Origin of the sequence: Plantibacter sp. VKM Ac-2876, from assembly GCF_015350715.1 — a bacterium.
Lineage (GTDB): Bacteria > Actinomycetota > Actinomycetes > Actinomycetales > Microbacteriaceae > Plantibacter > Plantibacter auratus.
On record NZ_JADKSI010000001.1, the window covers coordinates 719,752 to 745,621 of the forward strand.

The window sequence follows — 25,870 nt, forward strand, 5'->3', positions numbered from 1 at the left end:
ATGGGTGCTACTCGGCGACGTCGGCGCGGGCGGCTGCCCAGCGCTCGTTGAGGTCGGCGAAGGCGCTCTCCTTGTCGCCGTCGGCTGCGCCGCGGGCGATGTCGATGAGCTTCTGGCGGTAGGTGTTGCCGAAGAGGTCGATCTCAGCGGCGTTCGCGATGTCGTTGATCACGGCCTCCTTGCCCACCGGGTCCGGAGCGAGCTCCAGGTAGGTGACGCCGAGGTCGGAGAAGTCGGCCAGCGTGTCGGGCGCCGGGTCGCTGATGACGGGGCTGATGGCACCCTGGCTCGCGGCGAACCCGGACTCGTTCGTGAACCAGTCGATCCAGGCCTTCGCGGTCGCCTTGTTCTTCGAGTACTTGCTGACCGCCAGGAACTTGTCGGAGGCGGTGACGGAGGTGAAGCCGTCGTCGGTCTTCCACGGCATCGGCCAGAAGCCGATCACGTCGCGGGACTCGCCGGCCTTCTCGGCGGCGTCCTGCATCTGCGAGACGGCCCAGGAGCCGAGCACCATCGAGCTGATCTCACCGGAGGCGAGGAGGTTCTTCGACTCCTCCCAGTTGGTGGTGGTGGGGTCGGGCTCGCTCAGGCCGGCGGCGACGGTGTCGAAGAGGAGACCGTCGATGTTGTACTGGTCGTTGCCCTCGGTCCACGGGCTGTCGGTCGCGATCATCTCGGTGCGCACCTTCGGGCCCTGCACGGCTCCGAGGTTGCCCTCGAGCGTCGCGAGCGGCCAGCCGTCCTTGTAGTTCGTGTAGTACGGGATCGAACCGGTCGCCTTGATCTTCTCGAGTGCGGCGAGGTACTCCTCCTCGGTGGCCGGAGGCTCGGTGATCCCGGCTTTAGTCCACACGTCGCGGTTGAAGACGTAGCCCATGGCGGAACCGAAGGTCGAGACGCCATAGGCCGTGCCGTCGAAGGAGGCCTCGTTCGCGAAGCGGTAGGTCTTGGACTGCTCCTCGGTGCTGCCGAGCGGCTCGAAGAAGTTCGCGTACTGGTCCTTGGTGACGTTCGAGGACGGGATGAGCAGCACGTCGCCGTAGTCCTTCGAGTTGAGGCGGATCTTGGCGTCGCCCTCGTAGTCGGTCAGGGCCTCGAACTTCACGGTGGTGCCGGGGTACTGCTTCTCGAACTCGGTCGCGTAGTCCTTGAAGGTGGTGTCGACGAGGTCGGTGCGGTTCGTGAGGACGGTGATCTCGCCGCTCGGGTCGCCGTCGTCGTTGGCGGCTCCGCCGGAGCAGCCACTGAGGACGAGTGCCGCGGCCGCAGCCGTTGCGGCGAGGCCGATGATCGGTCTCCGGGACATGGGAACTCCTTCGTTCGGGGGGCGAAGGGCCGGGTCGCCTCGTCGCTCGCTGTCCAGCATCGTCTGCCGCCCAGCACCCGTCAAGAGTAAACATTATTAATTTATATAACAAATCGGTCACAGGAAATCCGCCTCCGGTCACCCTCGAAGCCTCAGGCGACGGGGACGGGACCAGAGGTGGAGCGCTCGATGACCACGGCGTGCGGCGCTTCCCGGGTGGCGCCTGGGCGACCCGCCAACAGCTCGAGCAGCTCCTCGCCCGCCATCTCGCCGATGCGTTGCACGTCGTGGCTCAGCGCCGACATCGGCGGGTCCGACAGCTGGCACTGCGCCGAATCGTCCCAGGCCACGATCGAGAGGTCGCCGGGGACGCGCAGCCCCGCTTCCTGCACCGCCTGCAGCCCGCCGAGCGCCATCACGTCGCTGTCGAAGACGACCGCCGTCGGCCTGGGGTCGCGCGCGAGCAACACCTGCATGGCCTGGAGGCCGGACGCCCGGGAGTAGTCGCCGCCGATCGACACCGTCTCCACGTCGGGCCGGTCGGAGGCGAGGGTGAACGCCTCCATCCGGGACAGCGTGTGGGTGAGTTCGCGCGGACCCGTGACGTGTGCGAGCCGACGGTGCCCGAGCGAGACGAGGTGGTCGACGGCCTCGTGCATCGTGACCGCGTCGTTGGTCCAGACCGCCGGGAGACCCTGCGCCGTCGTCGGTGCGCCGATCACGATCGCCGGGATCCCGGACCGCTCGACGAAGGCCACCCGCTCGTCGTCGTCGATGAGGTCCACCAGGATGACGGCGCTCACCGTGCCGTCCTGCTGCCAGCGTCCGAGCTGCAGCAGCTCCTCCTCCCGCGTCGGCAGGACTCGGAGCAAGACGGACAGACCGTGCGGGCGGACGACACGATCGATGCCGGCGATGAGCTCGTGGTAGAACGGCTCCGCGCCGTAGATCTCCGAGGCCCGGAACAGCGTGAGGCCGATCGGCCGGGGCTGCGCGATAGTCTGTTCGGCGTCGAGACCCATCGGGACGCGGCCTTTCGTGAGGAGTGGTTGTGTGGCCCTCACACTACGCGCTCGAACATCGTCGGGAGGGACAGTTGGCCAGACGAGAGTCCGTGCAGTCGGGCCCCGGGAGCCAGGCGCTCATCGTCGACCTCATCCGCTCCGCGGGCACGATCAGCCGCACCGAGCTCACGGAGGCGACCGGCCTCACCCAGCCCTCGATCTCCAACATCGTGCGTCGGCTCATCGAGGACGGACTCGTCCGCGAGACCGGACGGGCGGCACCCCGGGGTGGCAAGCCACGGACCCTCCTCGAGATCAACGCGAGCGCCAAGTACGGCGTCGGGATCCAGCTCGGGTTCGAGTCGATCACGCTCGTCGCAACCGACGTCCGTGGTGGTGTGGTCGGCCGGCAGCTCGTCGACGGGGCGGGTTCGGCCACCCCGGAGCAGGTGACCGACCGACTCGTCACGCTCTATCGTGACTTCGTCGCCGGCGTCGGTCTCGCGGCCCCGTCGATCGCGGGCGTCGCCGTCGTCGCTCCCGGCCCGATCGCCCAACTCGGCGGCGTGCTGCTCGGACCGCCGACGCTCGTCCGGTGGGACGACTTCCCACTGCAGCAGGCGTTGCAGGACAGCCTCGACGTGCCGGTGGTCGTCGACAACGACGCCGCCGCAGCGGCCGTCGGCGAGTTCTGGAGTCGCCAGGTGTCGCGCACGGAGTCCTTCGCCTGCGTCTACATGGGCACCGGGATCGGGGCGGGCATGGTGCTGGGTGGCGCGCTCTACCGTGGGGCGAGCTCGAACGCCGGGGAACTCGGCCACATCAGCATCGAGGTCGACGGTGTCCCCTGCCACTGCGGCAACCGCGGGTGCTTGGAGCGCTACGCCGCACCGGCAGCCGTGATGGCGGCGGCAGCGGCTGCACGGGACCGACTCGGCGACCTGGGCCTCGGTTTCGCACCGGACACACTCAGTCGCGACTTCGACCAGCTCGCCCGAGCCGCTGTCAGCGGTCATGAGGTGGCGCTCGACCTCATCCGGTTCTCCGCCGACCGCGTCGCTGCCGCCACGGTGACGCTCGCGAACCTGCTCGACCTCGATCGACTCGTCCTCGCCGGCCCCGGGATGGCGGTCGCCGGTTCGCTCTATGCGCGTGCGATCCGCGAACGCCTCGACCAACGGTTCTTCGCGCGACGGGCCCACCCGATCATGGTCGAGCTCTCCGCCAACCCGCGCGATGCGGCCGCGATCGGTGCCGCATCACTCGTCCTGCAGGGCACCATCGCACCAGGACACGGGCCGGCACTCACCCGCTGACAGCGCATCGATGCGTCGCGGGCGGAACGACTCCCGCCCGCTTCGGGGAACCCCGCCGGCGCCGTGCGCTTACGCTGGATGGGAACCGACACAGCCCTGGGAGGTCACGCGATGAGCCGGGAACACGACGCCGCTGCGGCGAACGGTCTGGCGATCGCCCTCCGCGCGCCCGTGCCCTCGGACCGGCTCCAGGCCGCACTCGCGGCGGGCACCAGCCCGAAGACCACCTACATCGAGGTCCTCGTCGACCGCTGCGCCGTCGAGCCCGACTTCTTCGTGCGCGACATGCTCACCTGGGCGCTCGTGCGGCACGACCCCGAGGTGACCGTCCCTCGCCTGATGGAGGAACTCGGGTCGGTCTTCCCACAGGCTCGCAGCCAGGCGCTGCACACCCTCTCCAAGACCGGAGACCCACGCACCTGGTCGGCCATCACCCTGGCGCTGCTGGAGGACGAGGAGGATCAGGTCGCCCGAGCCGCCTGGCGCACCGCCGCAGGGGTCGTCCCGGAGCGCGAGGCGTCGGCGCTCGCGGAGCTGCTGGCGAAGCAGTTCGGCCGCGGCGACCGCGAGGTGCAGCTCAGCCTCACCCGTGCGTTCGCCACGATCGGCGAGCCCTCGATCGAACCCGTCGAGCAGACGGCCGCATCCGAGGCGTTCGAGCGAGAGGCCCGTGCGCACGCTCGCGCGACCGCCAGGATCCTCCACGACCCCGAGACGGACTTCGACGAGGCGATGCAGGAGGCACAGCACGCGCTCCGCGGTGACTGACGAAGCGCGTGCGCCGAGCGCCTCCTGACCAGAAGGGGCCGGGCCTGACTCAGCTGAGCCGGGCCGTGCGGAGCGACGCGGTCGCGCTGTGCGCCGCCATGCCCTCCGAATCGGAGATGACCTGCACCGCGTCGGCGAGCTCGGGTGTCGCCGACTCGGCGATCCGCTGGTAGGTGAGCGGCTTCAGGAAGCGCGACACCGAGAGCCCGGCGCTGTGCTTGGCGCCGCCGGCGGTCGGGAGGACGTGGTTCGTCCCGGCCATGCCCTTGTCCGAGTAGGCGACGGTGCTCCACGCGCCGAGGAAGATCGACCCGTAGTTGAGCAACCGCTCGTGGTACCAGGCGTCGTCGGCCGTGATGACCTCGAGGTGCTCCGGGGCGAGGTCGTCCATCAGCGCCGCGGCGGTCTCGCGGTCGTCGGCCACGGTCACGGAGCCATAGTCGCGCCAGGCCGGCCCGCAGATCGACTCGGTCGAGAGCGTCGGGAGTTGGCGTTCGACCTCGGCGATGACCGCGCGGCCGAGCTCCTCCGACGTCGTCACGAGCGCGGCCGGCGAGTTCGGACCGTGCTCGGCCTGGCCGAGCAGGTCCGCGGCCACCAGGATCGGGTCCGCGGTCTCGTCCGCGAGGACGGCCACCTCGGACGGACCGGCGAGGAGGTCGATCGCGACCGTGCCGAACAACTGTCGCTTCGCCTCGGCGACGAAGGCGTTGCCCGCACCGACGAGCATGTCGATCGGCAGCTCGCCGAGCAGACCGTAGGCCATGGCGGCGAGCGCCTGGACACCGCCGAGGACGAAGACCCGGTCGACACCGGAGACGTGCGCGGCGTAGACGACCGCGTCGTTCGCACCCCCGTTCGGCTGCGGCGGGGTGCACGCGATGACCGTCGGCACACCGGCCTGCTTGGCGACGCCGACCGTCATGAACGCACTGGCGGTGAGCGGGAAACGACCGGCCGGGAGGTAGGCGCCCACGCGGGAGACGGGCACGTACTTCACCCCCGTGACGAGTCCGGGCACGAGCTCGGTCTCGAAGTCCTGCAGGTGGGAGCGCTGCTCCTGGGCGAAAGCACGGGTGCGCTCGCCACCGAGGTCGATGGCTGCGCGGAGGTCCGCGGGGAGGCGGTCGCCGCTGGTCGCGATCTGCTCGGGCGTCAGCTCGACGTCGCCGCCCTCGTACCGGTCGAGCCGTCGCGCGGCGTCGAGCACGGCGTCCATGCCGCGCCGCTCGATGTCGAGGAGCATCGCGGAGACGGTCTCGATGACGGCCGGGTCGCGCTGCGCCGGAGGAGCGTCGACGAGCGGGGTCTTGAGGTGACGGAAGGAGCCGTCGAGGGACTGGAGCACGGGAGGGCTGAATCGCATGGTGCGAGCGTACGAATGCGGCGCGGGGGCGACAACGGGGGACGTGCCTGCGCGAGCCATCGGGTCACCCGATACGCCGGTCCGCGGGCGACGCTCAGCGTCTCGGGGTGGTCGCGATCACCTGGTCGGGCTCCGCCGCCGCGAGCAGGGTGTGCTCGGCGAGTTCGGCGATCCGCGCGGTGGCCGGCGACAGGTAGGCGCCCTCGCGCTGCACGAGCGCGATCGTGTCGTAGAGCGGCTCGGCGAAGGGGGTGAGCGTCAACTGCTCCGGGAATCCGCCGGTGCGGGCGACCGTGCCGGAGACGATCGTGTCCGCGGCCCCGGTCGCGGCGAGGCTCAGGGCGGTCTCCACGTGCTCGACCTCGACGGCCGGTTCGATCGACCGCCCCTGCAGGCGAGCGCGCTCCAGCAGTTGGAGCCGCGTGGGGTCCCGCCACCCGGCGTAGGCGTCGTAGAGCACGAGCTTGGCGTCCGCGAACTCGTCGATCCCGACCGGGCCCGCGGCGGGATCCCTGGTGGTGGAGGCGTAGAAGACCTCGTCGCGGAAGAGGGGCCTGATGGCGAGGCCCCCGAGGGGCACCGGGAGGACGACGAGCCCTGCCTCGATCTCGCCGCTCGCCACGGAGTCCGCGACGAGTGCCGAGTTCAGCCCCACGAGTCGCACGCGCACGTTGGGGTAGCGCTGGTGGAAGCGCTGCACGAGGTCTGAGAGCTCGTAGTAGGCGGCGTTGCGGAGGACGCCGAAGGTGCACACGCCGCCGTCGAGCGAGGTGATCGCGGACAGCGCGTCGAGTCCGCCGTCGATCGCGGCGACCGCTCGCCTGGCGTGTTCACGGAGCTCTTCGGCGGCAGCCGTCGGGACGAGCCGACGCGCACCGCGGGCGAACAACTGCAGGCCGATCTCGCGTTCGAGACGGCTGACGAGCTCGGACACGGAGGCCTGGCTGCTGTCGAGTTCGGCGGCCGCGGCGGTGAAGGACCCGCTCTCATAGGCGGCGAGGAAGGCGCGGAGTTGCGCGAGGGTCATGCGGTCAGCCTAGCGAGGAGCGTTCTCCCGTCACCGCACCGTACAGCTCGGGCCGCCGGTCGGCGAGCACGTCGTTGCGCGGACCGATCCGGGTCGCGCCCCGGTCGATGCGGACGGTCGCGTCCACCCGCCCGCGCTCGTCCTTCCGCCCGACGGGCCAGCCGTCGGCCGGGATGATCGTGGTCCCCTCGGTCCACGGCTTGCCAGCCTCGGTGCCGGAGCGGTCGCAGCAGACGATCGGGATCGCGGACGCGCGCGCCGCCGCCATCGCCTGGACGACCTCGGGTGCTCGCTCGCCGTCCGGCCGCTCGACCAGCGGCCAGTTCGTCGGGACGACGAGGAGGTCCGCGCCCCGGAGCGCCAGCCCCCGCGGCACCTCGGGGAACTCGAGGTCGTAGCAGACGAGGACGCCGAGCCGGCCGAGCGGCGTATCGACCACCGGCTGGGTCTCGCGACCCGCCACGAAGACGGACTGCTCCTCGTCCCACAGGTGCACCTTCCGGTAGACACCGAGCACACCCGAGGCGCCGAGGACGAGGGCGCTGTTGCGGATCTCCTCGCCGTCCAGCTCGCAGAACCCGACGACCGCCACGGCGTCCTCGGGGAGCAGCGACGCCCAGTCACTGAACACCGACGCGTCGCTCGGGAGCGCGACCGCGCGGGCCGCCTCCGGGCTGCCCAGGTAGTAACCGCTCGTCGCGAGTTCGGGCAGCACGAGGAGCTGCACCCCGTCGGCGACGGCGTCCCGGATGGCCGCCTCGATCGTGCGCAGGTTGCCGTCGAGGTCGCCGAGGACGGGGGCGAGTTCCTGGGCACGGACCCGGATGCTCCGCGCGTCGGGGTCGCTGTGGTCGATGGCCCCCGTGGGGTCGGTGCTGGTCATCCAGCGATCATACGAAGCCCTCGCAGACGGGACCATCGTGTTCCCCGATGGCTGGGATCGGGGCATGGCCGATTGTGCCCGTCCGTGGCCTGCGGATACCGTCGTCGGCACGAGCGAGTCCCCGATCCGAGGCAGACCCCCGCTGCCCGTCGCACTCGTCGACCGCCCGAGCCCTGGAGGCCAGCCATGGCGACACCCGCCGCCCCCACGTCCCCGTCCGGTTCCGCCGCCGGAGCGGGTGACACCCAGCCGTCCCTCGTCGAATCCCGCTCCATCGACTGGGTCCCGCTCGACGAGCGTCACGGTCGCCCACGGTCGCTGTTCTCGCTCTGGTTCATGTCGAACGCGCAGGTGACGACCCTGGCGACCGGCATGCTCGGCGCGGCGCTCGGAGCGAACCTCGCGACGTCCCTCCTCGCGATCGTCCTCGGCGTGGCCGTCGGCACCGTGTTCACGGCCTTCCACTCGGCGCAGGGGCCGCAGCTGGGACTCCCGCAGATGATCCAGTCGCGCGCCCAGTTCGGCTACCGCGGCGTGGTCCTCATCTGCGCGATCGTCGTCTTCAGCCTCGTGGGCTTCAACATGTTCAACCAGATGCTCGGCGCGGACGTCCTCACCATGACGACCGGAGTCGACGCCGGTGCGGGCTGGTACGTGCTCATCAGCGGTGTCGCCGTCCTCCTCGCGATCTTCGGCTACTCCTGGATCCACCGGACGCAGTCGTGGCTCACCGCGCTGTTCCTCATCACCTTCGGACTGTTCACGGTCGTCGTCCCCTTCGTCGTGCCGCTGCCGGCCGACGCGCTGTCGCTCGCGAACTTCAGCTGGGTCGCGTTCCTCGTGCAGTTCGGTGGCGCCGCGGCCTACGCGCTCGGTTGGGCACCGTACGTCTCCGACTACTCGCGGTACCTCCCGCCGCAGACGAACCCCGGGCGGGCCCTCTTCTACACCTACGGCGGCGTGTTCGTCGGCGCGGTCTGGCTGATGGGGCTCGGTGCGTTCGTCGCCAGCGCGTTCCAGGGCGCCGACCCGCTCGAGGGCGTCCGTGACGCCGCCGACGCGATCCTGCCGGGTTCCGGGACCTGGCTGCTCGTGGCCGCGTTGCCCGGGTTGATCAGCGTCATCACCGTCAACATCTACGCGGCGTCGATCGAGACGATCACGATCATCGACTCCATCCGACCGGTCCGGCCGACGCGCACCCTGCGGGTCGTCACCTGCCTCGCGATCGCCACGGCCGCCGTCATCGGCTCGCTGCTGAGCACCGGCGAGTTCCTGGCGAACTTCAGCAGCTTCCTCGTCGTCCTGCTCTACGTCCTCGTGCCGTGGACGTCGATCAACCTCGTCGACTACTACCTCGTGCGGAAGGGCCACTACGTCGTCCGCGACATCTTCACCCCGAACGGCGTCTACGGCGCGTGGGGCTGGCGTGGCCTCCTCGCCTACGCGATCGGGATCGTCGCCATGATCCCGTTCGTCGTGACGGTGTGGTTCACCGGCCCGATCGCCCAGCTGCTCGGCGGGGCGGACCTGGCCCTGTTCATCGGTCTCGCCGCCTCCGCGATCGCCTATGTGCTCCTCTCACGGTCGCTCGACCTGGGCCGAGAGCGGGCCGCGGCGGAACGCGACGTCACCGAGACGGGTCACCAGGCGGTCGCCTTCAGTTCTCGGCGACGCTGAGCTCCCGGCAACGCTGAGCGACGGCTGGCGCTCAGCAGCGCGACGCCACACGATTACACTCGACGACGTGATCGGATCGGACGAGGCGAGCGGAACAGACGCCGTCGAACCGGACACCCGCATCCCGGACCCCGCACCACGGCACACGCCGCTGTGGACCGTCCTCTCCGCCTGGCTCCTGCGGGTCGAGCGATGGCTGCAATCGCGCGGCGGCTCCCGCCTCCGTGGTGGGCTGTGGCAGCTCTGGGGGCTCGTCGCCGTCGGCGGGATCCTCCTCCTCGTCGGTCCGGTCATCAACCCGCCCCTCACCCTCGACGACCTCACCGACGAGGCATCCGACGTCACCGACACCTGGATCGCCCGCTCCTTCGATGCCGACTACCGCGTGACGACGGATGAGGACGGCCGGCTCGTCACCGACGTCGAGGAACGCATCGACGCGTTCTTCCCGAAGGACCTCGACGACCGGACCATCGAGCGGGTGCTCGCGACCGAGTACCAGGGGCACGCCCTCGACCCGTCGGGGATCACGGTGACGTTGGACGGCGTGAAGCAGGACGTGACCCGGGAGCGGGCCGCGGTCTTCCTCAGGCTCGTCGTCGATCCCGGCGAGCAGCTCACGGGCGACCACGAGCTCGTCATCCGCTACCGGCTCTCCGATCTCGCCTACGTCAACACCGACCCGGCGACCGGGCGACCCGTCGACCTCCTCCGCTGGGACGTCTTCGGGCCCGACCTGCAGCAGGCCGTGGCGAAGCTCGACGTACGGGTGACCATCCCGCAGGAGCTCGACGACCGCCTCGTCCGGCAGCCGTACGGCTCCCTCGCCTGGACCCTCATCGGTGCCGGGCAGTGGCTCAGCCCGGAGCCCGACTCGCCTCCCGGCGAGGTCGCCTATGCGTTCACGAGCGAGGACGCGGCCCCACCGCACGCGCAGGCGCGGTTCGCCATGCCGTTCGAGCCGGGCTCGATCACGATGCCCCCGCAGTCCTGGATCTTCTGGGTCCAGACCTTCGGGCCCGTCCTGCCGATGCTCGTCCTCGCTGCGACGCTCCTGCTGTCGTTCGCGGCCCGTGCGGTCGCCTGGGGTGACGCCCGTGGACGCCCGTGGTACGTCGCCCAATGGGACCCACCGAAGGGTGTCACGCCGCGCACTGCCGCCCACATCCTCCGGTCGCCCGCGACGATGGAGCTCGCCGAACGCCTCAAGGACGCCGCGATCAGCGGCACGAAGCAGCAGGCGAAGCGACAGGCGCGCCTGATCGCGGCGGCGGGTGCCGCCAAGCGGGCCGGCCGTCTGGGCGACCGACCCCGTGCTCTGCGGCGATACCTGACCGGACCGGAACGCGCCGGTCAGATCCAGGCGGGCCTCCGCCGCGTGCCGAAAGGCTTCGTCCGCGACTGGTTCATCGCCGCGCCGATCGCGCTGACGCTTCTCCAGTGGGGCATCGTCCGGCAGCTCTCCCACCAGACCGTGCTCGCGGTGGTGTGGTGGCCGCTCGCCTTCGTCGCCCTCTCGACCGTCTTCGCCGTCATCGTGCTCGCGATCGCCCTGACCGCCCGGCCGCTGACCCGCAAGGGTGCGCTCGTGAAGCAGCACCTGCTCGGCATCCGGGTGTTCGCCGAGCGGACGCAGCTGCTCGATCGCGCCACCCTGCGCGATCGCCTCCTGCCCTATGCCGTGCTCGGCGCCCCACCTCGGGCGACCGGCCGGCAGGTGGCGGACCTGATCGCGCCGGAGATCACGATGCCGGCAGCCGCGGCCGATCGCGCCTCGCGCGCCGACGGGTCGAGAGCGGGCTTCCTGACCGGTCCGCGCATCGCCGTCCGGGTGCTCGCCGTGCTGCTCGTCGTCGGCGCGATCGTCGCTGTGAACGTCCTCCCGGCACCGTCGCTGGAGTCCGAGACACCCCGTTCCTACACGGGCGACATCCCCGGATCGACCCTCACGACGATCGCGACAGCCGACCTCGACGCGGAGCTCACGCGGACCGACGGCGACGGTGCACGACTGAGCGTGACCGAACGCCTCGGTGTGGACTTCTCCAACGAGGGCTCGGTGCCCGCACAGGTCGTGCGCGAATGGCCGGCCGTGGTCGACGGCCAGGACCTGGGCCTCACCGTCGACCGGGTGACGATCGACGGTGATGACGCACCCTTCACGACGGAACGCGCGGAGGGTCGGCTGCTGCTCCGCACGACCTTCGCCGACGTGCGCACCGGCCTGCACGACGTCGTGATCGAGACGACCGCCACAAGGCCGGCCGTCGCCACGTCCGTCGATGGTCGGGACGTCGACCAGGTCAGGTGGGTCGCGCTCCTCGACGGCTGGTCGAACAGCGTCCCGTGGGACCGCGATTCCCCGCCCGAACCGTTCCGACTCAGCTTCACTGCCGACGACGAGCTCCTCGACGATGCTGTCGACGCCGGGTGGACTCCCGCCGAGGCAGGGGCTTGGCGACCGGCGGCATCCGAGGACGGTTCCGGCCGCTCGACGGCGCAGCTCGTCCTCGCGCCGGACGACGACGGCCGGTGGTCACTCGACGTCCGCGGCGACGACCTCGGTGTGGTCCTCGACCTCCCGGCCGGGACGGTCGCCGGGACCGACGCCGATGCCGCAGCCTGGGCTCGGACGGCGGCGCAAGCACCGGGGCTCCTCACGGCGGGCTTGGCCGGGCTGGCCATCCTCGGTTCCGTGATCGGCACCCTCGGGACAGCCCGGCGCCGGGCCCCGAAACCGGGGCCGTTCCGCGATGCGGTGCGCTGGCTGACCCCGGCGACGTTCATCGCGGCGGTCGTGCTCGGCGTCTGGACCCTGAACGGCGTCGCGGGCGACGACCCGTTCGGCGACCTCGTACTCGGCGCGCTGGTCGCCGGCCTCGTGGCCATCCTCGCCCGGTACATCATCGCCATGTGGGCCAGGCCGCGCGCCTGACCGCCGTCCGCCGTCAGGACAGCTTCTCGAGCTGCTCCTGGTACTCGGCCCGGACCTTGTCGTTCGTCGATTTCTTCCACGAGGCGATGCCCGACTTCACGGCGTCGAAACCGGTGCGGCCGAGGATGTACTCGTTCATCGTCGACGACAGGGCGTTCGTCGCCGACGACGTCTTGCCGGCGGTCTCCGAGTACAGCCCGGTGATCGGGCTCTTCTGCAGCATCGGGGAGGCCTGCTCCTGCCACGCGTGCGAGCGACGCAGCCGTTCCTCCATCGGCACCGCGCTCGCGAGGATCTGCGGTGCAGCGGCGAGTCGGTTCAACGAGGTGGGGCCGATCTGTGCCGATCCCGCCTCGGTCAGGACGACGCGACCGTCCGCTTCACGCGTGTGGTGCTCGCCGGCCCGGCCGTACTGGAGGAAGAACCCCTCGGTGCTGCCGTAGGGCGCCGCGAGGTGGTTGAGCAGCGTCAGCAGTTCCTTCACCCGAACGTCGTCCGCCTGCTTGATGGCGGTGAAGGAGAACATCGACGAGCCCTGGTAGACGATGCCGGCGCCGCCGTCCGCCGCGAACGGCAGGATCGCGTCGTAGACCACGCCCTCGGGGGCACTGGGGTCGATGATCGCCGAGATGCCGTCCTGGTGCATCAAGACCGTGCCGTTGGCCATGTAGGTCTTCGCCTGGGAGCCGGAGATGCTCGGGGTGTCCGGGTGGTAGTACCCGGCGTCCTTCAACTCCTTGATGTACGACAGTGTCTCGAGCCAGCGATCCGACTCCCACTTGTGGACGAGTTTCGAGCCCTTCAGCTCCCAACCGTTCGGCACCCCGAACATCGCGCCCATGAAGTCGTAACCCCAGTCGACGCTGTCGCCGTTGCTCTGCCCGCTGATCGCGTACCGGTTGCGCTTGGCGTCGGTGACTGCCTTGCACAGCTCGGTGAACTCGTCCTTCGTCTTGGGAGCCGGTTCCGCCCCGGTGAGGTCCTTGATGACGTCCGGTCGGGAGATGAGCATGTTGCCGAACGGCGGGCGGTTCACCGGGACGCCGTAGATGCGACCGTTGATCCTGCAGCCCTCCCAGGACGGGGTGGGCAGGTTCGCGAGGTTCGGGTAGGTCTTCACGTTGTCGCCCGCGAGGTGGTCGGACAGGTCCGCGAACTGGGCCTTCAGCAGCTGCGGGTAGGACGGCGGCAGCTGGAACGCGAGGAACTCGACGAGGTCGGGCACACTGCCGCCGGCCATGACCGTGGCGAACTTCGGTGCGAAGGAGTCGGCGGGGACCACCTGCAGGTCGAGCTTGCAGCCGAGTTCCTGTTCGGCCGCCTGGAGGTAGCTGTTCGACGCCGGGGCCGGCGGGCTGTACGAGATGACGAAGCCCGACACCGTCCCGCTCACGGCGGCCTTCCCCGACACCGAGGTGAAGAGCTCGGCCTCCTTCGGTGCCGAGAGGTAGACGGGCTGGACCGTCGCCGAGCCGGCGAGGTCGGGCGTCGGCCCCTTCGTGATCGGCACGTACGTGGGCAGCGGGACGAGGGCTCCGGAACCCGCGGCACCGGACGTCGCGCCGCCTGGCGTGCAGCCGGCGAGCGCGGAACCGAGGCCGAGGACGGCGAGGCCGACGCCGGCCGCGGTGAGGAAGGTGCGGCGTGACAGGCCGGGGGTGGTGTCGTTCATCGTGATCTCCTTCGAGGTGGGGCGGGCGCCAGGGGCGCGAGTGAGGCCCGGCGACGGTGCCGGGTGCGGGTGCGTGGACCGGTCAGCCCTTGACGGCGCCGGTCAGCACGCCCTTCGTGAGGTGGCGTTGTACGAGTGGGTAGGCGATGAGGATCGGGACGATGGCGATGAGCACGACGGCCATCTGCAGGGACTCGGCCGGCGGCAGCACCGAGGCGTCCGAGGCTCCCCCGACGAGCGAGGACCCTTGCAGCACGTAGGTGCGCAGGACGAGCTGAAGTGTCCACTTGGAGGTGTCGTTGATGTAGAGCAGCGCGTTGAAGAACGCGTTCCAGTACCCGACCGCGTAGAAGAGGGCGACGACGGCGATCACCGCGCGGGATAGCGGCAGGACGATCGTCCCGAGGATTCGGAACTCCCCGGCGCCGTCGATCTTCGCACTGTCGATGAGCTCCTGCGGGATGCCCATCATGAAGCCGCGGACGACCACCATGTTGAACACGCTGAACGCACCGGGCAGGATGAGCGCCCAGACGTTGTCGAGCAGACCGAGCTGCTTCACCATCAGGTACAGCGGGATGAGCCCCGGGGTGAAGAGGAACGTGGCGAGCACGATCATGAGCACGGGGCGCTGGAAGAAGGAGCGCCGACTGAGGGCCCAAGCCGCCGACACGGTGCAGACGAGGCTGATGAGCGTGCCGACGACGGTCACGAACAGCGTCACCAGGATCGCGCGGGTGACCACGCCCCCGGCGAGGATCTGCTGGTACGCATCGAGCGTGAAGGACTTAGGCCACACGACGTAGCCACCGGCGGCCGTGACGTCCTCGGCGGTCGAGACGCTCGTGGAGACCACGATGAGGAACGGGAACAGGATGACGGCGAGGATCATGACGATCGCGAGTGCCTTGAGGGCGAGGACGACGGGCTTCGGTTTCCCAGCCCAGACCGGTCGGACGATGGTGCTCATGATTTGGAATACACTCCCTGCTCGCCGAGCATGTGCGCCGCCTTATTGGCGACGAGGATGAGGATGAGACCGACGAGACCCTTGATGAGGCCGGCGGCGATGCCGGTGCTCCAGTTCCCGTCGATGACGCCGTGGTAGTAGACGTAGGTGTCGAGCACTTCAGCGGCTCCGGGGCCGACGGCGTTGCGTTGCAGGATGATCTGCTCGAAGCCGACGGACAGCGCCTCACCCAATCGGAGGATCAGCAGGAGCACGATGATGGGTCTGATCCCGGGCAGGGTGATGTGCCAGAACCGACTCCACGCGCCCGCGCCGTCGATGGCGGCAGCCTCGTAGAGCGAATCGTCGATCGCCGCGAGTGCCGCGAGGAAGATGATCGTGCCCCAGCCGGCGTCCTTCCAGATCACCTGCGAGGACAGCAGGAGCTTGAAGGTGGCCGGGTCCGACATGACGGAGATCGTGCCGAGGTCGAGCTGCCGCAGCCAGGTGTTGAGCACCCCTCCGGAGCCGAGGCTCTGCTGGAAGAAGCCGACGACGATGACCCAGGAGAGGAAGTGCGGCAGGTAGAGCACCGACTGCACGATGGAGCGCAGCCATGGCCAGGTCAACGAGTGGATGAAGATGGCCAGCGCGATGGGGACGGGGAAGAAGAGGATCAGCTGGATGAACGTGATCTGGAGGGTGTTGGAGACCGCGTTCCAGAACGCCGGATCACCGAAGAGCGCCGTGAAGTTGGCGAAGCCCACCCACGGGCTGTCCGGGATCGGGATGTAAGGCTGGTAATCCATGAACGCGATGACGTTCCCGAGCAACGGGATGTACACGAACAGGAGCAGGAGCACGACCGCCGGGGTCACCATGATCAGCAGTGGGGAGTCACGGCGGAACTGCATCCGGAAGGGCACCTTCCGCCTCGTCGGCTGGCCTCCGGACCCCGCTGGGGCGATCGGTGGTCGGATGGTCTCCGGCCGATCGGTCGTCGTCGCGCTCACAGCAGCTCCCTTGCTCGCAGCGGAAGCCCCGTCGGGTGCTTCCGCGTCGTTCTCTCGAACGTTGGCAATCTTTCGCGGGGCCGTTGAGTAAAGTCAAGATCATCCAATCATCCGAACAGATATCGAACATCGGAGTCGATCATGGAGCTCTCGCAACGACACGACCGCATCCTCGCCGAACTGCGGATCCACGGCAGCCTCTCCGCGGCCGACTTCGCCGAGCGTATGGGCATCTCCGCGATGACCGTCCGGCGAGACCTCCGCGAGCTCGGGGAGCAGGGCCGCCTCCGTCGGGTGCACGGCGGTGCCGTCTCGATCGACACGCAGCCGACCACGGGCATCCCGCACCGGCCGGGTGCCCGCCCCACGCCGGCCCCTGGTGCGGCCGACACCCTGTTCACCTTCGGGTTCGTCGTCCCCGATCCGAGCTACTACTTCCCCACGATCGTGGCCGGTGCGGTGGAGCGAGCCCAGTCGCTCGGCGGTCGGATCGTGCTCGGCGTCTCGCGCTACGACCCGGCCCGCGAACGCGACCAGATCGAGCGGTTGCTGGCCGGCGGCGTGGACGGCCTCCTCGTGACCACCTCGGTCCTCGACGCCTTCGCGACGCTCGAACTCCTCGAGCGCGCACCGGTCCCCGTCGTCCTCGTGGAGCGCTCGGTCGCGGAATCCCAGGTCGGTGACGGCCTCGAGTTCGTGCGCACGGACCATGCGGCGGGAGCGGTCATGGCCCTCCGGCACCTGTCCGAGCTCGGTCACGAACGCATCGGCATGGCGGCCTTCGACACGCCGACGACGCCGTCGCTGCGTCTTGGCTACGAGCGCGCCGTGCGCCAGCTCGGGCTCCGCGATGATGCCAGCACCGCGATCATCGACGACCAGCACGGCGTCGGCGAGCAGACGAGGCGGTACCTCGAGGCATGCGTGGCGTCCGGGACGACCGCGGTGTTCATGCACTCGGACCACTACGCCGTCGAGTTCGCGGACGCGGCGCTCGACTTCGGGCTCTCGATCCCCGACGATCTGTCGATCGTGGCGTACGACGACGAGGTGGCCGGGCTCGCCCGGGTGCCGCTCACGGCGGTCGCACCGCCCAAGCGGGACATCGGCCGGTTCGCGGCGACGATGTGCTTCGAGCGCATCTCGGCCGCGGCCCAGCAGGGCTTCTCCGCACGCCACATGAGCCTGCGGCCGAGCCTGAGCCTCCGCGAGTCCACCGCGCCACCGCGATAGGCGCACTGTTCGATTCCTGTTCGTTTGAACGGACGTGCTTGACACGATCGGGCGGCTCCGATTGGGATTGAGCCTGCTGCCGAGACGACCAGGAGGCGACGATGCCGCAGAGCGAGAGCGCCCCGACGGGCACGATCGGCTTCCTCATGCCGGACGGCACCTTCGACCGGGTGTTCTCCAAGCCGGACCTCGCCCGGCTGCGGTCGGAGCCGCACGCCAGGCTTCCGTCGGACCGGCCGCTCCGGCTCGAGCGCGCCGAGGACCGGGCCCGGCTGGCCGCGGTCGAGGTGCTCGTGACGGGCTGGGGCTCCCCCCTGCTCGACGAGACGCTCCTGCGATCCCTGCCGTCACTGCGGGCCGTGGCGCACTCGGCGGGCAGTATGCGCGGCATCGTCACCGACGCCCTCCTCGAACGCCGGATCGCCCTCACCTCCAGTGCGACGGCCAACGCGGTCCCGGTCGCCGAGTTCACCATCGCGATGGTGATCCTCGCGGCGAAGCGCACGTTCTGGGCCGCGGAGACGCTCCGAACCTCTCGGGCCCCCGTCGACGCGGAGCGCGCATGGCCGACGGTCGGCAACCACGGGATCACGGTGGGCGTCGTCGGCGCCTCCCGGATCGGCCGACTCGTCGTCGACCGCCTCGCCTCCCTGGACGTCCGGGTGCTCGTCGCCGATCCGACCCTCGACCACGAGGAACAGGCGGCCCTCGGGGTGCCCTGCGTCACGCTCGACGAGCTGGCAGCGCACAGCGACATCGTCACGCTCCACGCCCCGGCGCTCCCCTCCACCAGGCACCTCGTCGACCGGTCCCTCCTCCAGCTGATGCGGCCCGGGACCACGGTCATCAACACCGCCCGAGGCGACCTCATCGACCACGACGCGCTCGCCGACCGACTCGACCGCGGCGACCTGGTCGCGATCCTCGACGTCACCTCGCCGGAGATCCTGCCGCGCTCCTCACGGCTGTGGTCGACCCCCAACACGGTCATCACGCCGCACATCGCCGGCTCGGCCGGGAATGAGCTCGCGCGTCTCGCCGCCAACGCGGTCGACGAGGCTCTGCACTTCGTCCGGTTCGGCACCTTCCAGCGACCGATCACCCTCGCCGCCCTTGCGCTGCAGGCGTGAACCGACCCCCGAGCACCAGAGGCCAGACCATGACCCTCGAGACAGACCGCAGCACGCCGACGACGAGCTTCGCCGGGCGATTCGACGACCGAGCCCGCCGCGCCCTACGGGTCGGGGATTGGAGCGTCGGACCCTCGGTCGACGATCGTGAGGCCTGGGGCCGCGTCGCTGAGCGCGACCGCCTGTCTCTCGTCGACGCGGCCCACCGCTGGTGCGCGGAGGCGGACCGCAACCCGCCGACCCTGTCGCTCTGGGCCAGGTATAGCGCGGAGGGCGACCGGACCCCGTACGAGACGGCGCAGCAGGCCCTCCTCGGGTCGGTCGCAGCCTCGGCGCTCGCGCTCGGCGCCACCGGAGACGATGCCTGGGTCGGCGAGCTCGGTGATCGCGTCTGGCGGCTCTGCGAACTGACGGCCTGGTGTCTGCCCTCGCACTACGCGCTGCCCGAGTCCGGCGAACGCCCCTTCCTCCCGATCCCCGGCCGTGACGTGCTCGACCTCTCCGACGCCTACATCGGCGGGATGCTCGCCGCGATCGACACGATCGCCGGGGAGCGCCTGGAGCGCGCCGTCCCGGGACTGCGCGCGCGGGTGCATGCCGAGATCCGTCGGCGGGTCCTGGACCCCTGGCGCGACGAGGTGGACTTCTGGCACGGGCTCGACGGGCCGCCGAACAACTGGGCCCCGTGGATCGTCTCGAACGTGCTCGTGTGCTCCGCCGTGGTCGAGACCGATCGGCTCGAGCTGGCGGCGTCGGTGGACCGAGCGGTCGCAGTCCTGGACCGCTTCCGAGCCGGATACGCCGAGGACGGGAGCTGCGACGAGGGTGCGACGTACTGGTGGTGGGCGGGCGCGACCCTGTTCGAGGCCCTCGACCTGCTCGGCGACCTCACCGACGGTGCCTTCGACGGCTTCGCGGTCCCACCGATCGCTGCGATGGCCCGGTTCCCGATGGTCATGCAGCTGTCGGCCACGTCGCAGGTCAACTTCTCGGACGGATCCGCGAGCCTGCCGGCGAACGCGACCTGGAACCTGCTCGCCCGCTTCGGCGAGCGCGTGGGCGACGACGAGGTGGCGGCGCACGCTCGTTGGATGGGACGCTCGCATCCGCTCGGCTTCTCAGGGCAGTTGGCTCCGTTGTTCCGCCGCACGCTCGCGGAGCTGCTCGACCCGGCGTGGACCGCGGCCGGTGATGCCCGGCCCGGGATGCCATCCTCCTGGTACGCGCCGGGCACGGAGGTGGCGGTGTTCCGTGAGCACGCCGGGCGCGTGGACGGCTGGGCGGTCGCGGCGAAGGGCGGTCACAACGACGTCAGCCACAACCACAACGACGTCGGCGGGGTCATCGTCTCGCTCGACGGCGACCCCGTCCTCATCGACGTGGGCGTCGGGGTGTACCACCGCGACACCTTCATGCCGGACACCCGCTACGGCATCTGGACCATGCGGAGCGCCTTCCACAACGTCCCGCTCCCTGCCGGGGTCGAGCAACCCTATGGTCGTGCCTTCACGGCGAGCGGGACACGGTTCTCCGACGAGGGCGACCGCTCCGCCCTGACCACGTCCCTTCTGGGTGCGTATCCGCCCGAGGCCCACCTCACGGCTCTGGACCGCACGGTGACGCTCGACCGTGCGGCCGGTGCCGTCCGCGTCGAAGACCGCTGGGCGTTCACCGAACCGCTGCGGATGACGCTGACGTTCCTCACGGCCACCGAGCCGGTCGCCGATGGTCGCGGTGTCCTGGTCGGCGACGCCCGCCTGGAGACCGACCCCGCGTTCGACGTGGCGGTGGACCGGATCGACATCGATGACCCGAAGCTCCACGAGGTCTGGGGGTCCGCCGTCTTCCGCATCCGCCTCGTGCAACGGGACCCGACGGTGGCCGGGGTGCACGCGCTGCGACTCGGCCCCGCTTCGCACACGGAGGTCGGACGATGACCACCGACGACCTGATCCACCTGCGATCGCGCGCCGTGAGCGTCGTGATCGACCTGCGCGAGGGCCACCTGCCGTCGATCGCGCACTGGGGAGCCGACCTCGGTCCGCTCGACGATGTAGAGCTCGCCGATGTCGTGCGCGGAGCGGAGCGGTTCGTCACGGAGAACGCACCCGACCGCCCGACCCGCCTCGCGGTCCTCCCGGAGCAGAGCGAGGCCTGGCTCGGCCGACCGGGCATCACCGGCAGCCGCGATGGACGCGACTGGTCGCCGCTGTTCACGATGGAGCCGGCACGGGTGACCTCGCGCACGGTCACCGTCGACGGCGAGGACGCCGAGGCGGGACTGGCGATCCGGATCGAGTTCGAGCTGAGCGAGGCCGGTCTGCTGCGCGTCCGAGCGACGCTCCGCAACGTCGCCGACGGCGTCTACCGGCTCGACGACCTGCATCTCGCCCTGCCGATACCGGCTCGCGCCCGCGAGGTCCTCGACCTCGCCGGCAGGTGGGGGAAGGAGCGGACGCCGCAGCGCTCGCCGCTCCGGGTCGGCGCCTGGGTGCGCGAGGACCGACGCGGACGGACCGGCCCCGACGCGCCGCTCGTCCTGAACGTGGGCGTCCCCGGGTTCGGCTTCGCCAGCGGTGAGGTGTGGGGCGTCCACGTGGGGTGGAGTGGCAACCAGCGGCACCTCGCGGAACGGCTCTCGACCGGCGACCAGGTGATCGGGGGCGGCGAGTTGCTCCTGCCCGACGAGGTACGCCTCGGTCCGGGCGAGACCTACACGAGCCCGTGGGTGTACGGCGCGTACGGTGACGGGTTGGACGCGCAGGCCGCGCTCTTCCACGAGCACCTGCGCGCGCTGCCGAGCCATCCGGTCCGGGATCGCCCCATCACCCTCAACGTGTGGGAGGCGGTCTACTTCGATCACGACGCCGCAGCCCTGACCGAGTTGGCGGAGGTCGCCGCGTCGCTCGGGATCGAGCGATTCGTCCTCGACGACGGCTGGTTCCGCGGTCGACGGCACGACCGGGCCGGGCTCGGTGACTGGTTCGTCGACGAGGAAGTGTGGCCTGATGGGTTGCAACCGCTCGTTGATCGGGTCCGCGCACTCGGGATGGAGTTCGGTCTGTGGTTCGAACCGGAGATGGTCAACCTCGACTCCGACCTCGCTCGGGAACACCCGGACTGGGTCATGCGGACCGGCGGTCGGCTGCCGGTCCCAGCCAGGAACCAGTACGTCCTCGACCTCGGTCGGCCCGAGGCGTTCGCGTACGTCCTGGAGCGGATGACGGCGATCCTCCGCGAGGTCGACATCGCCTACGTCAAGTGGGACCAGAACCGCGACCTCGTCGACGCCGGCTCCGCGCCCGGCGGCCAGGCCGGCGTGCATCGCCAGACCGCGGCCGTGTACCGGTTGATGGACGAACTCGCGAACCGCTTCCCCGGGCTCGAGATCGAGTCATGCTCCTCGGGCGGCTCGCGGGTCGACCTCGGCGTCCTCGAACGGACCCACCGGGTCTGGGCCTCCGATTGCAGCGACCCGCTCGAACGGCAGCAGATCAACCGTTGGACCGCCCAGCTCGTCCCGCTCGAACGGCTCGGTGCGCACATCGCGTCCGGACGGTCGCACACGACGGGCCGGTCCCACGAGCTGTCGTTCCGTGCCGCGACGGCGCTGTTCGGACACCTCGGGGTCGAGTGGGACCTGCGGCAGGCGTCCCCGGCGGAGATCGATGAGCTGCGCGAGTGGTTCGTCCTGTACCGGTCGACGCGCGCGCTGCTGCATACGGGACGCCTCATCCGTGAGGACGTGGTCGACGACGCGCTGCAGATCACCGGCGTGGTCGCCGCGGACGGCTCGAGCGCCCTCTACGCGCTCGCCTTCCTCGGGCGCTCGGACGTGGCCAGGATCGGACGGTTCACCCTGCGCGGTCTCGACCCGGAGCGCCGCTACCGGGTGCGACCGCTGCACATCGGCGAACCGGCCGGTGGTCGCACCGTCCCCGCCTGGTTCGGTGGCGAGGACGACGTCGACGGTCCGCTCGCGGGCTGGACCGGCGTCGTCGCGTCCGGCAGGTCGCTCCTCCATGCCGGTCTCCAGACCCCTTCGTCCCACCCGGAACGTACGTGGATGGTCGAGGTCACCGCCGTCGGCGAAGACGACCTCGCGGGATAGCATCGTCGGATGTCGAACACGCGACCTCTCGAGATCCTCCGCCTCACGGCCTTCGCCGCCGAACCCGGAGGCGGCAATCCCGCGGGTGTCGTCCTCGACGCTTCTGCGCTCACCGACGCCGAGATGCAGGCGATCGCCACCGAGGTCGCGTATCCGGAGACGGCGTTCGTGGTCGACCCGGGCATCGGTGGCGACGACCGCCACGTGCGCCTGCGCTACTTCTCCCCCGGTGCCGAGGTGCCGTTCTGCGGTCACGCGACCATCGCGACAGCCGTCGCCCTCGCCGAGCGCCGTGGCGTCGGACGCTTCACGCTGGAGACGAACGTCGGCCCCCTCGTCGTCGAGACCGCGTCCGACGCGGACGCCGACGCCGACACGAACGGCGGCACCCGCTCGATCACCGCGTCGTTCACGAGCGTCGAACCCACCGTGCGCGAGCTCGACGCCGAGGTCGCCGATCGCCTGCTGTCACTGCTCGGGCTCGAGCGTTCCGACCTCGACGAGCGGTGGCCGCTCCGTGAGTCGTTCGCCGGTAACCGGCACCCGGTCGTCGCGGTCCGGGAGCAGGAGGTCTTCGACGCCTTCACCTTCGACCCGACCGCCCTGCGCACGCTGATGGACGAGCAGGGTTGGGCGGGGACCGCCACGGTCGTGCACGATCACGGCCTCGACGCGGACGGCCACCTGCTCGTCGAGGCCCGCAACCTCTTCCCCGTCGGTGCCATCACCGAGGATCCGGCGACCGGCTCAGCAGCCGCTTCCCTCGGCGGCTACCTGCGGGCGCTCGGTCTCCTCGCCCCGCCGGCTCGGATCCTCATCCGGCAGGGCCACCACGTCGGTGCACCCAGCCTGCTGACGGTCGACGTCCCGGCAACCGGCGGCATCACCGTGACGGGGACCGCCCGCCCGATCGGCTGATGCGGGCGGATCGTCGGACCCGCCCGCACCCCACTCAGGACAGCTTCTCGCGCCGCCGCCGACTAGGGCAGCACCACCTCGCCCTGGTTGAGCACCCGTGGGTGGAAGTACGTGTTCTGGATCTCGGTGTTCGAGTTGTTGCCGCGCAACTGCTCGGACCAGATCATGAAGTACGACCAGCGCGTCTGGGACTGCAACAGGTTCGCGTCGGGCACCTTGCCCATCTCCGCGATGGCGATCGGCTTCGTCCCGGCGATCGCCTGCAGCTGCTGGTAGTCGGCGGTGCTCGGGTAGTTCTTGTACCAGACGTCGAGCGAGACGACATCGACGTAGGAGTTCCCGGGGTAGTAGCCCGACCACCCTCCCTGCGGGTTGTCCTGGACGTTCCAGACCCAGATGAGGTTGTCGAGGCCTTGGGCGTCGAAGTAGTCGCGCATCTGCTGGAAGATCTTCGCGCCACCGTTCGCGCCTGAGCGGCCACCCCACCAGTTCCAGGTCTCGTTCATCTCGTGGAAGGGACGGAAGAGGACGGGGATCCCGGCGTCCTTGAGCTGCCGCAGGTAGGGCACCACCTCGGCCATCCGCTGCCGCCAGGTCGTGTTGAGCGCGGTGCCTCCGGTCACGATCTGGGTGAACTGGGCGTTCGAGATCTGGGTCTTCACCCCGCCGTCGAACTCGCAGGTGGAGGGTCCGGTCGGTGAGCAGGCGTGCCAGGTGAGGGCGACGAGCGAACCGTTCGCCCACTCCGTCTTCGCCTGGTCGACCACGCGCTGGCGGTTCGCGGCGTCCTGGCCGCGGAACATGAGGTCACCGCCCCAGAGCCCGGGATACTGTCCGGTGATGTCCTTCACCTGCTGGGTGTACTGACCCGGCAGGCTCGCCGGTTCCTTGTTGTGTTGGCCCGAAACGATGCTCGTGCCCGCGATCGTCTTGAGGTATTGGATCACCGTGGCCTTGTTCTTCGCCGGGAACGCCTCGGCGTCCACCGGTTGCGCGACGGCCGAGCCGACGAGGCCGAGGACGAGTGCGGCGCCCAATGCGATGCGCGTCCTACGGGTGTGCGATGTCATGTTCATCTCCCTTTCGCCCTGCGTCGTCGGAGGGCGGCGACCCCAGGATCGCGGCCGGGGACACCGGCCGTCAAGGACTTTCATAAATTAATGCTTAAACGCGGCCACACGGGAAACGGCCATCGCCGGTCCCGAGCCGACACGCTAGCATCGAGCCAGTCGCGGCCGGGCGGCCACCGGAGGGGATGGACATGTTCACAGGCAACGGGTCGAACCGGGGGCGCGCCGCGGCCCTCGCTGCCATCGGCGCAGCGGTGCTCGCGCTCACCTTCTCGGGATGTGCATCCGGAACCGAGAGCGGCGTCGACGCCTCGACCACCACGCCTGGCACCGAGTCGGGCGACGCGGTCGGCATCGTCGGCGTCTGGGGAGACGCCGACGCACAGAACACCCCGTCACTGGTGTTCGCGGAGGACGGCAAGGTGACGGGGACCGACGGCTGCAACCGTCTCATGGGCTCGTGGACGGCCGACGGCGACACGGTCGAGTTCGCGCCGCTGGTGTCCACGCGGATGGCCTGCGAGGGGGTCGACACCTGGTTGTCGGGCGGAGCGTCCGGCACCTGGACCGACACGAGCCTCGTCGTCCTCGACGAGAGCGGCACGGAGATCGGGACGCTCGAGCGCTCGGAGTGAGGGAGCCCGCGGTGCTCGGGCCAGGTGGCGCCCAGAGCGGGTGGGATCATCGCGTGAACGTGACGACGGGATGCCCACGACGGGGGTCCAGCGTCACCTCGGCCGCCACGCCGTAGACGTCTGCGATGAGCGCCGCGGTCAGCACCTCGCTCGGCGCCCCGGCAGCCACCACCCGACCGGCGCCCAGTACGACGACCGTGTCGCAGTACATCGCGGCGAGGTTGAGGTCGTGGATGGCGATCACGGTCGTGACCGGGAGCGCGCAGACGAGATCCAGCAGCTCCAGCTGGTGTCTGATGTCGAGGTGGTTGGTCGGTTCGTCGAGGAGGAGCTCGCGTGGCTCCTGAGCGAGGGCCCGCGCGATCTGTGCCCGCTGACGTTCGCCTCCGGAGAGGGTGCGCCAGAGGCGGCCGGCCTGGTCGAGCAGGCCGACATGGGCGAGGGTGCGGTCGACGGCGGTCTCGTCGGCTGCGGTGTCACCGCCGAGTCCCGAGCGGTGCGGGATCCGGCCGAGGCGAACGATGTCGCGCACCGTGATGTCGACGTCGGTGTCGGCGTGCTGCGTCACCGACGCGACCGAACGCGCGATCCGCCGCCGACCGACCGACGCCAGGTCGACACCGTCGAGCGTCACGAGTCCGGCGGTCGGCTTCACGAGGCCGTGGAGCACCCGCAGGAGCGACGACTTGCCCGACCCGTTCGGTCCGAGGAGACCGACGGTCTGTCCCGGTTCGGGGTGCAGCGTCACGCCGTCGACGACGAGCGCGCCGCCGCGGTTCCAGGACACGTTCTCGGCGTGAAGTGTCATGCCCGCCTCCCACACGTCTCGACCTGGTTCCGTCGCGCCGCCGCAC

The 25,870-nt window shown here is 70.3% G+C and carries 20 protein-coding genes; 10 read left to right on the forward strand and 10 right to left on the reverse strand.

Features of this window, described 5'->3' with window-relative positions:
• Nucleotides 1-7 precede the first annotated feature (7 nt).
• Entirely contained in the window at nt 8-1,306 is a 1,299-nt protein-coding gene (locus ITJ62_RS03435; RefSeq protein WP_194599694.1) for an ABC transporter substrate-binding protein, read from the reverse strand.
• A 152-nt stretch (nt 1,307-1,458) separates the two neighbouring features.
• A complete protein-coding gene (locus tag ITJ62_RS03440) occupies nt 1,459-2,328 on the reverse strand; it encodes a LacI family DNA-binding transcriptional regulator (protein ID WP_194599695.1) in 870 nt (289 codons plus the stop codon).
• A 92-nt stretch (nt 2,329-2,420) separates the two neighbouring features.
• Between ITJ62_RS03440 and ITJ62_RS03445 the strand changes: the two genes are divergently transcribed.
• Nucleotides 2,421-3,626, forward strand: coding sequence for an ROK family protein (locus tag ITJ62_RS03445; RefSeq protein WP_370581796.1), 1,206 nt, complete (start codon nt 2,421-2,423; stop codon nt 3,624-3,626).
• Nucleotides 3,627-3,737: 111 nt separating this feature from the next.
• Nucleotides 3,738-4,394, forward strand: a complete 657-nt coding sequence (locus tag ITJ62_RS03450; RefSeq protein WP_228497807.1) for a HEAT repeat domain-containing protein — start codon at nt 3,738-3,740, stop codon at nt 4,392-4,394.
• Between the two features lie 49 nt (nt 4,395-4,443).
• Here ITJ62_RS03450 and hisD read toward each other — a convergent pair whose 3' ends face one another.
• From hisD to ITJ62_RS03465, 3 genes are all read right to left on the reverse strand, one after another.
• Complete coding sequence (gene hisD, locus ITJ62_RS03455) at nt 4,444-5,760, reverse strand: histidinol dehydrogenase (RefSeq protein ID WP_194599697.1); 1,317 nt, start codon at nt 5,758-5,760, stop codon at nt 4,444-4,446.
• A gap of 94 nt (nt 5,761-5,854) precedes the next feature.
• On the reverse strand, nt 5,855-6,787 hold the full coding sequence (locus ITJ62_RS03460; RefSeq protein WP_194599698.1) for a LysR family transcriptional regulator: 933 nt from the start codon (nt 6,785-6,787) through the stop codon (nt 5,855-5,857).
• A 4-nt stretch (nt 6,788-6,791) separates the two neighbouring features.
• Nucleotides 6,792-7,670 carry a nitrilase-related carbon-nitrogen hydrolase gene (locus ITJ62_RS03465; protein ID WP_194599699.1) on the reverse strand — a complete coding sequence of 293 codons (879 nt, stop codon included), beginning with the start codon at nt 7,668-7,670 and terminating at the stop codon, nt 6,792-6,794.
• A 186-nt stretch (nt 7,671-7,856) separates the two neighbouring features.
• Here ITJ62_RS03465 and ITJ62_RS03470 point away from each other — a divergent pair, with 186 nt between their 5' ends.
• Nucleotides 7,857-9,350, forward strand: a complete 1,494-nt coding sequence (locus ITJ62_RS03470; RefSeq protein WP_194599700.1) for a cytosine permease — start codon at nt 7,857-7,859, stop codon at nt 9,348-9,350.
• Nucleotides 9,351-9,417: 67 nt separating this feature from the next.
• Nucleotides 9,418-12,285 carry a hypothetical protein gene (locus ITJ62_RS03475; protein WP_194599701.1) on the forward strand — a complete coding sequence of 956 codons (2,868 nt, stop codon included), beginning with the start codon at nt 9,418-9,420 and terminating at the stop codon, nt 12,283-12,285.
• Nucleotides 12,286-12,298: 13 nt separating this feature from the next.
• On the opposite strand, the gene ITJ62_RS03480 is transcribed toward ITJ62_RS03475, so the two are convergent.
• The 3 genes from ITJ62_RS03480 to ITJ62_RS03490 form a co-directional block, all read right to left on the reverse strand.
• Nucleotides 12,299-13,957 carry an extracellular solute-binding protein gene (locus ITJ62_RS03480; RefSeq protein ID WP_194599702.1) on the reverse strand — a complete coding sequence of 553 codons (1,659 nt, stop codon included), beginning with the start codon at nt 13,955-13,957 and terminating at the stop codon, nt 12,299-12,301.
• Nucleotides 13,958-14,039: 82 nt separating this feature from the next.
• Nucleotides 14,040-14,927: a carbohydrate ABC transporter permease gene (locus tag ITJ62_RS03485; RefSeq protein ID WP_079704680.1), complete on the reverse strand. Its 888-nt coding sequence runs from the start codon at nt 14,925-14,927 to the stop codon at nt 14,040-14,042.
• Nucleotides 14,924-15,919, reverse strand: a complete 996-nt coding sequence (locus tag ITJ62_RS03490; protein ID WP_370581797.1) for an ABC transporter permease — start codon at nt 15,917-15,919, stop codon at nt 14,924-14,926. Before ITJ62_RS03490 ends, ITJ62_RS03485 begins: the two co-directional genes overlap by 4 nt.
• A 141-nt stretch (nt 15,920-16,060) precedes the next feature.
• On the opposite strand from ITJ62_RS03490, the gene ITJ62_RS03495 reads away from it, so the two are divergent.
• The 5 genes from ITJ62_RS03495 (at nt 16,061) to ITJ62_RS03515 (ending at nt 23,311) form a co-directional block, all read left to right on the forward strand.
• Complete coding sequence (locus ITJ62_RS03495; protein ID WP_194599703.1) at nt 16,061-17,152, forward strand: substrate-binding domain-containing protein; 1,092 nt, start codon at nt 16,061-16,063, stop codon at nt 17,150-17,152.
• 101 nt (nt 17,153-17,253) lie between these two features.
• The gene (locus ITJ62_RS03500) at nt 17,254-18,282 is read left to right on the forward strand and encodes a hydroxyacid dehydrogenase (protein WP_194599704.1); all 1,029 of its coding nucleotides are present in this window, start codon (nt 17,254-17,256) and stop codon (nt 18,280-18,282) included.
• Nucleotides 18,283-18,311: 29 nt separating this feature from the next.
• Nucleotides 18,312-20,219: a heparinase II/III family protein gene (locus tag ITJ62_RS03505; protein WP_194599705.1), complete on the forward strand. Its 1,908-nt coding sequence runs from the start codon at nt 18,312-18,314 to the stop codon at nt 20,217-20,219.
• Nucleotides 20,216-22,393 carry an alpha-galactosidase gene (locus ITJ62_RS03510; RefSeq protein ID WP_194599706.1) on the forward strand — a complete coding sequence of 726 codons (2,178 nt, stop codon included), beginning with the start codon at nt 20,216-20,218 and terminating at the stop codon, nt 22,391-22,393. The genes ITJ62_RS03505 and ITJ62_RS03510 overlap by 4 nt, the downstream gene beginning before the upstream one ends.
• 9 nt (nt 22,394-22,402) lie before the next feature.
• On the forward strand, nt 22,403-23,311 hold the full coding sequence (locus ITJ62_RS03515; protein WP_194599707.1) for a PhzF family phenazine biosynthesis protein: 909 nt from the start codon (nt 22,403-22,405) through the stop codon (nt 23,309-23,311).
• A 62-nt stretch (nt 23,312-23,373) separates the two neighbouring features.
• Here the strand turns inward: ITJ62_RS03515 and ITJ62_RS03520 are convergent, their stop codons facing one another.
• Entirely contained in the window at nt 23,374-24,381 is a 1,008-nt protein-coding gene (locus tag ITJ62_RS03520; protein ID WP_194599708.1) for a glycosyl hydrolase, read from the reverse strand.
• Nucleotides 24,382-24,572: 191 nt separating this feature from the next.
• On the opposite strand from ITJ62_RS03520, the gene ITJ62_RS03525 reads away from it, so the two are divergent.
• On the forward strand, nt 24,573-25,016 hold the full coding sequence (locus ITJ62_RS03525) for an META domain-containing protein (protein WP_194599709.1): 444 nt from the start codon (nt 24,573-24,575) through the stop codon (nt 25,014-25,016).
• A 46-nt stretch (nt 25,017-25,062) separates the two neighbouring features.
• Here ITJ62_RS03525 and ITJ62_RS03530 read toward each other — a convergent pair whose 3' ends face one another.
• The gene (locus tag ITJ62_RS03530) at nt 25,063-25,824 is read right to left on the reverse strand and encodes an ABC transporter ATP-binding protein (protein ID WP_194599710.1); all 762 of its coding nucleotides are present in this window, start codon (nt 25,822-25,824) and stop codon (nt 25,063-25,065) included.
• Between the last annotated feature and the right edge of the window lie 46 nt (nt 25,825-25,870).